At 69.2% G+C, this 8404-nt stretch carries 8 protein-coding genes and 1 pseudogene (1 of these 9 running past the window's edge); 1 reads left to right on the forward strand and 8 read right to left on the reverse strand.

Translation table 11 applies throughout. The features are described 5' to 3' along the window. The 6 genes and pseudogenes from dnaB to ACFFCN_RS10480 form a co-directional block, all read right to left on the reverse strand. Nucleotides 1-100 (reverse strand): annotated as a pseudogene (gene dnaB, locus ACFFCN_RS10455) (replicative DNA helicase) (it extends 1241 nt beyond the left edge of the window). A 668-nt stretch (nucleotides 101-768) separates the two neighbouring features. Beyond that, on the reverse strand, nucleotides 769-1215 hold the full coding sequence (gene rplI, locus ACFFCN_RS10460; protein WP_375491361.1) for a 50S ribosomal protein L9: 447 nt from the start codon (nucleotides 1213-1215) through the stop codon (nucleotides 769-771). An 18-nt stretch (nucleotides 1216-1233) separates the two neighbouring features. Then, nucleotides 1234-1470, reverse strand: coding sequence for a 30S ribosomal protein S18 (gene rpsR / locus ACFFCN_RS10465; RefSeq protein ID WP_375491363.1), 237 nt, complete (start codon nucleotides 1468-1470; stop codon nucleotides 1234-1236). A gap of 97 nt (nucleotides 1471-1567) precedes the next feature. After that, entirely contained in the window at nucleotides 1568-2077 is a 510-nt protein-coding gene (locus ACFFCN_RS10470; protein WP_375491365.1) for a single-stranded DNA-binding protein, read from the reverse strand. Between the two features lie 9 nt (nucleotides 2078-2086). Beyond that, nucleotides 2087-2377 carry a 30S ribosomal protein S6 gene (gene rpsF, locus ACFFCN_RS10475; protein ID WP_375491367.1) on the reverse strand — a complete coding sequence of 97 codons (291 nt, stop codon included), beginning with the start codon at nucleotides 2375-2377 and terminating at the stop codon, nucleotides 2087-2089. Between the two features lie 160 nt (nucleotides 2378-2537). Beyond that, the gene (locus ACFFCN_RS10480; protein ID WP_375491368.1) at nucleotides 2538-3683 is read right to left on the reverse strand and encodes a hypothetical protein; all 1146 of its coding nucleotides are present in this window, start codon (nucleotides 3681-3683) and stop codon (nucleotides 2538-2540) included. A 134-nt stretch (nucleotides 3684-3817) separates the two neighbouring features. Between ACFFCN_RS10480 and ACFFCN_RS10485 the strand changes: the two genes are divergently transcribed. Next, nucleotides 3818-4591 (forward strand): deoxyribonuclease IV, encoded by a 774-nt coding sequence (locus ACFFCN_RS10485; protein WP_375491369.1) that lies wholly within the window; start codon nucleotides 3818-3820, stop codon nucleotides 4589-4591. On the opposite strand, the gene ACFFCN_RS10490 is transcribed toward ACFFCN_RS10485, so the two are convergent. Both ACFFCN_RS10490 and ACFFCN_RS10495 read right to left on the reverse strand, forming a co-directional pair. Beyond that, a complete protein-coding gene (locus ACFFCN_RS10490) occupies nucleotides 4570-6003 on the reverse strand; it encodes a glycosyltransferase family 87 protein (protein WP_375491371.1) in 1434 nt (477 codons plus the stop codon). The genes ACFFCN_RS10485 and ACFFCN_RS10490 overlap by 22 nt on opposite strands. A gap of 59 nt (nucleotides 6004-6062) precedes the next feature. Beyond that, nucleotides 6063-8404 (reverse strand): transglycosylase domain-containing protein (locus ACFFCN_RS10495; protein ID WP_375491372.1); only part of this gene is annotated, 2342 nt, incomplete at its 5' end.

The following is an 8404-nucleotide window of genomic DNA, read 5'->3' on the forward strand; positions in this document are numbered from 1 at the left end:
CGAGGTCTTCGAGCCAGGCGCGGTCGGCCACGAGGGAGGCTTCGGCCTCGACCAGGAGGAGATCGCCGGGACGGCCGCGGGGGGCGACCTGCAACACCAACTGCGAACGGTCGCGGCGGGGGCCGGCCCACTCCCCCGCCCCGGGCCCCGCCCCCCGGCGCCGGGCTGCCGCCCGGCGCCTGCTCCATCAGCGTCATCGACGCCACCCTCCCCACCAGTACCCCGATTCGCACAACAACGCTAATACCGGGTACTGACAGGAAGGCCCGAGCCGTATTCCGTGTGTGCGAACGCCACGCTAGGGCGCACTGCCGACGGGCGAAAATCGGCCGGTGGATGACCGTGTGCGCAAGCTGTGGGAATCGCCGACAAGCTTGTGCACACAGTTGGGGACGGAGCTGTGGATTCGGCCGCCCTCAGCCGGGTGAGTCCCGTGTCCGCGGGCTGATGTGCCGCTGCGCTGTGGACGCAAAATTCGTGGTCGGGCGTGTCGCGGGCGCAGGCGCAGCCGCACGCAGCCGTCGCGCGGGATCTACCCCGCCGAGCGCGTGGCGCCGCTGCGGGTCTTTCGCCGGCGTGTCGCCCCGCAGCGTGGCCACACGTCGGCGACTGTGCACTGTCAGCAGGCGGAAAACGGCGTGTCGCGCGGTTATCGGTGCACAGTCGCGGCGCGTAACCCTGCAGCGCGGGCGGCTTGCGGAACGCGGCGAGGCCCGGCACCCACTAGGGGTGCTGGGCCTCGGGCCGAACGTGCTTCGACCGGCGCGGTCAGAGCGCCTCGACGGTGACCGGCACGGACGCCACGACGTCCGGATGCAGGTCCACGGTCACGACGTGCGAGCCGGTCGTCTTGATATGGCCGTCGATCTGGATGCGCTTGCGATCCAGCGTCGGGCCGCCGGCGTCCTTGACCGCGTTCGCGACGTCCGCGGTGGTGATGGAGCCGAACAACCGGCCGTCCTTGCCGGCGCGCGCGCCGAGCGAGACGGTCAGCTTCTCGAGGTCGGTCTTGATCTCGCGGGCATGTCCGAGATCGCGGATCTCGCGGGCGTCGCGGGCGCGGCGGATCTGCACGATCTGCTTCTCGGCGCCCTTGGTCCACGAGATCGCCGCGCCGCGCGGCACGAGGAAGTTGCGGCCGTAACCGTCAGCGACCTCGACGATGTCGCCGGCGAGACCGAGTCCGGCGACCTCACGGGTGAGGATGAGCTTCATCGCTGGTGGCTCCCTTCGTCAGCGGGCAGTCGAGGTGTACGGGAGCAGCGCCATCTCGCGGGCGTTCTTGATCGCCTTGGCGATCTGGCGCTGCTGCTGGGCGGACACGCCCGTGACGCGCCGCGCACGGATCTTGCCGCGGTCGGAGATGAACTTGCGCAGCAGGTTCGTGTCCTTGTAGTCGATGTAGGTGATCTTCGCCGAGGCGAGCGGATTGGACTTCTTCTTCGGCTTGCGGACCGGAGGCTTGGGCATGTGAACGTCTTTCCGTGAGTTCGTCGTGGTCGGATCTTGATGTGCTGGACGGGCTATGGCTCGGTCAGCACATCAAGATCGCGGGAGTAACAGAGAGTTAGAAGGGCGGTTCGTCGGAGAAGCCGCCGCCGGACGAGCCGCCGGAGGCCGCCGGTGCAGAGCTCCACGGGTCGTCGGACGCGCCGCCGGAGCCGCCGTCCGAACCGCCCGAGCCACCGAACCCGCCGCCTGACGACGAACCGCGCTGGGTGCGGTTGACCTTCGCCGTGGCGTACTTCAGGGACGGGCCGACCTCGTCGACATCCATCTCGACGACGGTGCGCTTCTCACCTTCGCGGGTCTCGAAGCTGCGCTGCTTGAGCCGGCCCTGCGCGACGACGCGCATGCCGCGGGTCAGCGACTCGGCGACGTTCTCGGCCGCCTGCCGCCAGATCGAGCAGCGCAGGAACAGCGCCTCGCCGTCCTTCCACTCGTTGGTGTTGCGGTCGAAGTTGCGCGGCGTGGACGCGATGGTGAACGACGCGACGGCAGCGCCCGACGGCGTGAACCGTAGTTCGGGGTCGGCGGTCAGGTTGCCGACGACAGTGACGATCGTTTCCCCGGCCATGTCTGCCCCTTACCGTGCGTCCGGGCGCAGGACCTTGGTCCGCAGCACCGACTCGTTGAGGTTCAGCTGCCGGTCGAGCTCGGCCACCGCGGACGGGTTGGCCTGCAGGTCGATGACGGCGTAGATGCCTTCGGCGTGCTTGTTGATCTCGTAGGCCATCCGGCGGCGACCCCAGATGTCGATCTTGTCGACACTGCCACCGTCGGTTTTCACGACATTGAGGAAGGTGTCGAGCGAAGGCGCAACGGTGCGCTCGTCGAGGGTGGGGTCGAGGATGACCATGACTTCGTAATTGCGCATGACGCGGCAAAGCCTCCTGTGGACTGATCGGCCACGGACGGTCCGTGGCAGGAGGTGCCGGCTGCTGACCAGTGCGATGCGCGCGGGTCGGCCGTGGTGCCGGCAAGGCGCAAGAGTACCGAGGACCGCGACCGAACCGAAATCGCGCGGGCCGGGCCGCTCAGCTGCGGTGGCGCAGCAGGAACAACCGGGCGTACGTCGAGGCGACCAGGGCGAGCGCCACGACCGCGATGATGGCGAGCACGATCGGCAACTGCGCAGCCGATGCCGACTTCTTGGCGTCCGCCTTCGGCTGCTGGTCGGCGACGTTCGCGCCGTTGACGGTGGTTGTCTTGCCGTTCGGGCTGGTCATCGTCAGCGCGGCGTAGCCGTTCGAGCCACCGGCTCCGGTCAACGTCGAACTGTCGGCATAGCCGCCGGCGCCCCCGCTGCCGTATTCGGTGCCGCCGTAGCCGCCGGGCACGACGCGGGCGGGCACCGGCAGGAGACCGTTGGCGGTGTTCACCGAGCCCGGGTTCGAGCCGTTGTTGGTGGTGGCCGGTTTCGCAGCGGGCTTCTTGCCGGCGACTTTGTTCGTCGCACCCTTGACGACACCCTTGACCTTGCCGACGATCTTGTTCGGATCGACCGGCGTGGTGATGTTGCGCTGGCCGACGTGGACGTGCACCGGGCCGGCCGAGACCTGCGTGTCCGGCGTCGACACGGCGAGGCGGCAGTCCGGGGCGCCGGAGCTGACGTACACGCCCCCGGTCCAGCTGAACTTCGCGCCGGACTTCAGTTGCGCGGACGACGTGCCGACGGTCCCGACGCCGACGACCCCAACGCCGGTGACGGTCCAGGCAAGTGAGTGGCTGCCTGACGAGAGCCCCTTCAGCTTGTACGTCTGGCCCGGCTGCAGGTCGAAGTGCAGCTGGCGCTTGGTGCCCTTGTCGAGGTAGGCCGAGAGGCGAAGACCGGTCAGCTTGGATCCGGTGAGCAGTCCGGTGACCCCGCCGAGGAGGCCGCCGCCGCCGCCGGAATTGACTCCCACGCCTGCCGCCGAGGACTTGAAGTCGAGTTCGTCGCCGGGCTTGATGTAGACCTTGTTGCCGCCGACGGAAACCAGGCAGTTGGCGTCCAGCACGCCGGTGACCGTGAACGTGGCCGTGTCCTTGCCCGCGTGGTAGTTCTTCTTCGGTGCCGCGGCATTCGCGGAGCCACCGAAGATGGTGGACATCCCGACGAGCGCCAGGACGCCAGCGCTCGCGCCGACCAGAAGCGGCAGCCGGCGACGGCGACCCGTCGTGGCTACGTGCTTGTGGCGCATGCTGCTCCCCCGGGAGTCGGTGACACGGTGTACCAGGAAACGATCGTACCCATCCGGCACTTGTTTCAACGACTCGAAAATGGCCGGGATACGGCCCACGGCGGGCGTCGGAGCGCGGCCGTAGGGTGCTGGACATGCCGGTCATCGGAGCCCACGTCGACTCGACGGACCCGCTCGCGGCGGCCCAGGCCACCGGGGCGCAGGCATTCCAGTTCTTCCTCGCCGACCCCCAGGGCTGGAAGAAGCCGGTCGAGCACCAGCACGCCGATGCGATCCGCGCCACCGACCTCACCGTCTACGTGCACGCGCCGTACATCGTCAATGTCGCGAGCACCAACAACCGCATCCGTATCCCCAGTCGCAAAATCCTCACGCAGCACGCGGAAGCCGCCATGGGCATCGGTGCGAAGGCGCTGGTCGTGCACGGCGGCCACGTCACGGCCAAGGACGACCCCGCCGTCGGCATCGACAACTGGCGCAAGACCTTCGAGTACTCGCAGGAGTCCGGCGGTTTCGGGCTGCCGATCCTGGTGGAGAACACCGCCGGGGGCGACAACGCAATGGCCCGACGCTTCGACCGCCTCGCGATGCTGTGGGACGCGATCGGTGAGTACGGCCCGGGTTTCGTGCTCGACACCTGTCACGCGCACGCCGGCGGCGAGGAGCTCTCCGACGTCGTCGACCGCGTCAAGGCGATCACCGGCCGTATCGACCTCGTGCACGCCAACGACAGCCGCGACGCGTTCGACTCCGGCGCCGACCGGCACGCCAACTTCGGCACGGGCCAGATCGACGCCGCGGTGATCGCCGACATCTGCCGCGCCGCCGGCAGTGACGTCATCGTCGAGACGCCCGGCGGGCCCGAGGGGCAGGGCGCCGACATCGACTACCTGCGTGCGAACGTCTGATCGTTCCGCGTGCCCGGGTACGCCGGCGCTCGCCGGTCGACGGCGTCCGGGGCGCCGTCGAACACGCCACCACCCGGATCGTCCGCGCCGTCGGCGCGCACCACGTCGCGCCACGGCTGCCACATCTCGCGCACCATCAGGACGGCGATCGCGAGCAGCAATGCGTCGCGAACGAGCAGCACGAGCACCAGCCAGCCGTAGGCGATGCCGTGCGTCGGCACGCTGAGGCCGAGCAGCACGGTGAGCGTGAGCACCCACACCAGCACCTCGCACAGCTGCCAGACCAGCGTCAGCTTCCACCGCGGGCGCGCCAGTGCGAGCAACGGCACCAGCCACAGCGAGTACTGCGGGCTCCACACCTTGGTCGTGAGCAGGAAGGCGAGGACGCACAGGAACGCGAGCTGCGCCAGCCGCGGGCGCACCGGCGCGGCCAGCCCGACGTACACCACCGCGGCGAGGGCGATGATCAGCGCGAGGGCCACCGCGACGCCCGGCGGCTTCCAGAACGGCGCGTCGGTGTCGGACAGCGAGCCGTCGGTGAGCGTGCGGCCCACGGCCCACAACGTCGAGCGTTCGGTGGGCCGGTCGATGGAGAAGCTGTAGAACTCCCACCACGCCCGGTGATAGGCGAGCGCCACCGGACCGTTGACCGCCAGCCACGTCAACGCCGCGGCGCCCACGGCCCACATCGCGTCGGCGAGCTTGCGGGTGCGCCACGCGAGGATGCCGAGGGCGACGAGCAGGAACACCGGGTAGAGCTTGGCCGCGGTGCCGAGGCCGATCATGGCGCCGGTCAGCACCGGTCTTCGGCGCGACCACGCCCACAGTGCAGCGGACGTGAACGCCGTGGCCAGCAGGTCCCAGTTGGAGAACGCGTGGAACACCAGCAGCGGTGACAACGCGAAGATCGCGGCATCCCAGGGTCGGCCGCGGGCGGTCTGCGCGGTGGCGGCCGTCGTGACCAACGCGCAGAGGGAGAGCAGCAGCGCGGTAATCATGCCGAACACCAGCACCTGCGGCCAGCTCGACTCGACCGCATGCACACCGCGCGTCAGGTCGGCGGTCAACCACATGAAGCCGCCGATGAGCACCGGGTACTCGACGCTCGTGTCGCGGTAGGGCACCGCGCCGACGTCCAGCCGCTCGTCGCTCCACAGCGGCACGACGTCGGAGTAGCAGAGGTGGGTGTACTGCTTGTTGCCGTTCCATTCGCCCGTCGCGCACGGCGCCTTCTGCGCGAGGCCGAGCAGCAGGGTCGCGATCGTCATCGCGAGCAGCCAGCGCAACGGCGTCCACCACGTGAGTCCCGAGACCCCGGCGTGCCGACCCCACGCGCCACCGAGCGCGCGGCTCGCCCGCGATGTGACCGGGTCGACGTGACTCGGCAACCGGTTGCCGACGACGCGGGTCACCGCTGGCGGCCGGGAGGTGCGTTGGTCACCGAGCGATCCTCACATGCCGCGGTTCGGACCTACTGCCGGCAGGGCAGGACTGTGCCACAGGTCGAGCGGCTCGACGGCGGATGGGTCGTGGGCGCCGGCGCACTGGTGTGGCTGGCGTGCGTCGACGGTCGTGCCGTCGGTGAGTTGAAGCCAGTCTTGATGGACGGGGCCGATGTCGACGGTTCGTCGGTCGGTGCCGGCTCGTCGGTGGGTGCGGTCGTCGACGGGGTCGGCGTCGTGGTCGGCGTGGTGCCGTTCTCCGAGATCATCTGCTTCTTCGGCAGATCCATGTGCTTGCGGTGCTTGAGATACAGATCCATGAACGTCTGCCACGTCTTGCCGGGCAGGTCCTTGCCGTACAGCGGATTGCCGTCGGCGTCGTAGATCGGCTGGTGCATGCCGGTGCCGACCCATACCGCGGCGCTGACCTGCGGGGTGTAGCCGACCATCCAGGCGTCGCTGTTGTTCGTCGTCTTGCCGTCGATGCCCTCGGTGCCGGTCTTGGCGGCGGATTCGCGGCCGTTGGCCAGCGCGTCGTCGTTGTAACCGGCGATCGGCTTGAGGGTGAGGCCGACGTCGTTCGCGACGCGCGGGTCGAGCACCTTCTGCGGCGCGTTCTTGTGCTGGTAGACGATGCCGCCGTCCGAACTGGTCGCCTCCTGCACCAGGTACGCGTCGTTGCGCACGCCGTTGTTGGCGAGCGTCGCGTAGCCCGAGGCCTGGTCGAGGGTGGTGACGGGGTAGTCGCCGATGCCGATGCCGAACGAGGTGTCGCCGTGGGCGTCCTGCAGGCTCTTCTGCCCGTTCGGGTTCTCGGTGGCGACGCCGACCGAGTGCGCCATGGCCGCGACCTCCTTCGGGCCCGCGTCGAGCGCGAGCAGGTCGAAGGTGGTGTTCAGCGAGTACTTCATCGCGAGCGACAGCTTGATCTTGGACTTGCTCAGCTTCTTGTCGCTGGGGTCGTTGCAGATCTTGGTGCCGTCGATCGTGCGGCAGAAGCTGCCGTCGACGTCGCTGTTGATCGCGAAGTCGTCGCCGCCCGGCGTCTGCTTCAGCGTCTGGGTGAGCGCGGTGGCCAGCACGTACGGCTTGAACGTCGAGCCGGGGTCGTTGGCGTTGCCATTGGCCCAGTCGTTGAAGTCGACCTTCCCGTCATAGCCCTTGGCGCCCGGCCCCGAGCCGCCGTAATAGGCGAGCACCCCGCCGCTGGCCGGGTTCACCGCGACGAGCGAGTTCTTCAAGTTCTTCTGCTTCTTGGTCAGGTGGTCGAAGTTGCTGTTGACGGCGCTCACCGCGGCCTGCTGCGCCTTCGGATCGATCGTGGTGCGGATCCGAAGGCCCTTCTCGGTGATCTCGTCGCGGCTGATGCCGTGCCGGGCGAGGTCGGCGAGCACCGCGTTGACCAGCAGGTACTTCCAACCCGACGTCCCCAGGCCGGTGCCGCGCGGCGTGATCGTCGTCGGGAAGCGCATGGTCGCCGCCTGCGTCGCGGTCAGGTGATGCGTCTTGACCATGCCGTCGAGCACGTAGTGCCAGCGTCCCTGGGAGGCCGCCGCGTTGACGCGCGGGTCGTAGTAGGACGGCGCGCGGAGCAGGCCGGCCAGCAGCGCGCCCTGGGCGGTGGTGAGCTTGGAGACGTCGACGCCGAAGAATGCCTGCGCAGCCGCGCCGATTCCGTACGCGCCGCGGCCGAAGTACACGGTGTTGAGGTAGAACTCGAGGATCTGGTTCTTCGAGTACTCGCGCGACAGCTTGACCGCGATCATCAGCTCCTTGAGCTTGCGCGAGAGCGTCGGCGAGTTCGTCAGATAGGCGTTCTTGACGTACTGCTGCGTGATGCCCGAGCCGCCCTGCGTGTTGCCGCCGGTGACGTCGGAGAGTGCGGCGCGGGCGGTGCCGCGAACGGACACCGTGTCTTCGGAGTAGAAGCTGCGGTCCTCGGCGGCGAGCACGCTGTAGCGCACGCTCTCCGGGACCTGCTTGAGGTCGACGATCGTGCGGTCGACGTTGCCGATGCGCGCCAGCGTCGAGCCGTCGGAGTACTCGATTGTTGCGACCTGCGGTAGCGGCAGCGTCTCCGGACGCGGCACGTCGGTGAGCGTGTAGAAGGCGACGATCACGGCCACCATCAGCGCGGCGATGAATCCGAGCAGCCAGGTGCCGGCGACGAGACCGCGGCGCAGGTAGCGGCGCGGCCGCGTCATGGCAGCCAGTCGCGCCTTCTTCGCGCGCTTGCGGCGGCGTCGGTTGGCGAGCCGCTTTGCCGTCCAGGATGCGTCCGGCCCGACGGTGTCGGGTTTCTGCGGCTTGGCGCGCCGCCGGCCGCCGGGCTTGCGCGCGCCCGGGCCTGCGCTGCCGGCTGGGCCTGCGC

This window comes from uncultured Jatrophihabitans sp., assembly GCF_964246335.1.
Classification (GTDB): domain Bacteria; phylum Actinomycetota; class Actinomycetes; order Mycobacteriales; family Jatrophihabitantaceae; genus Jatrophihabitans.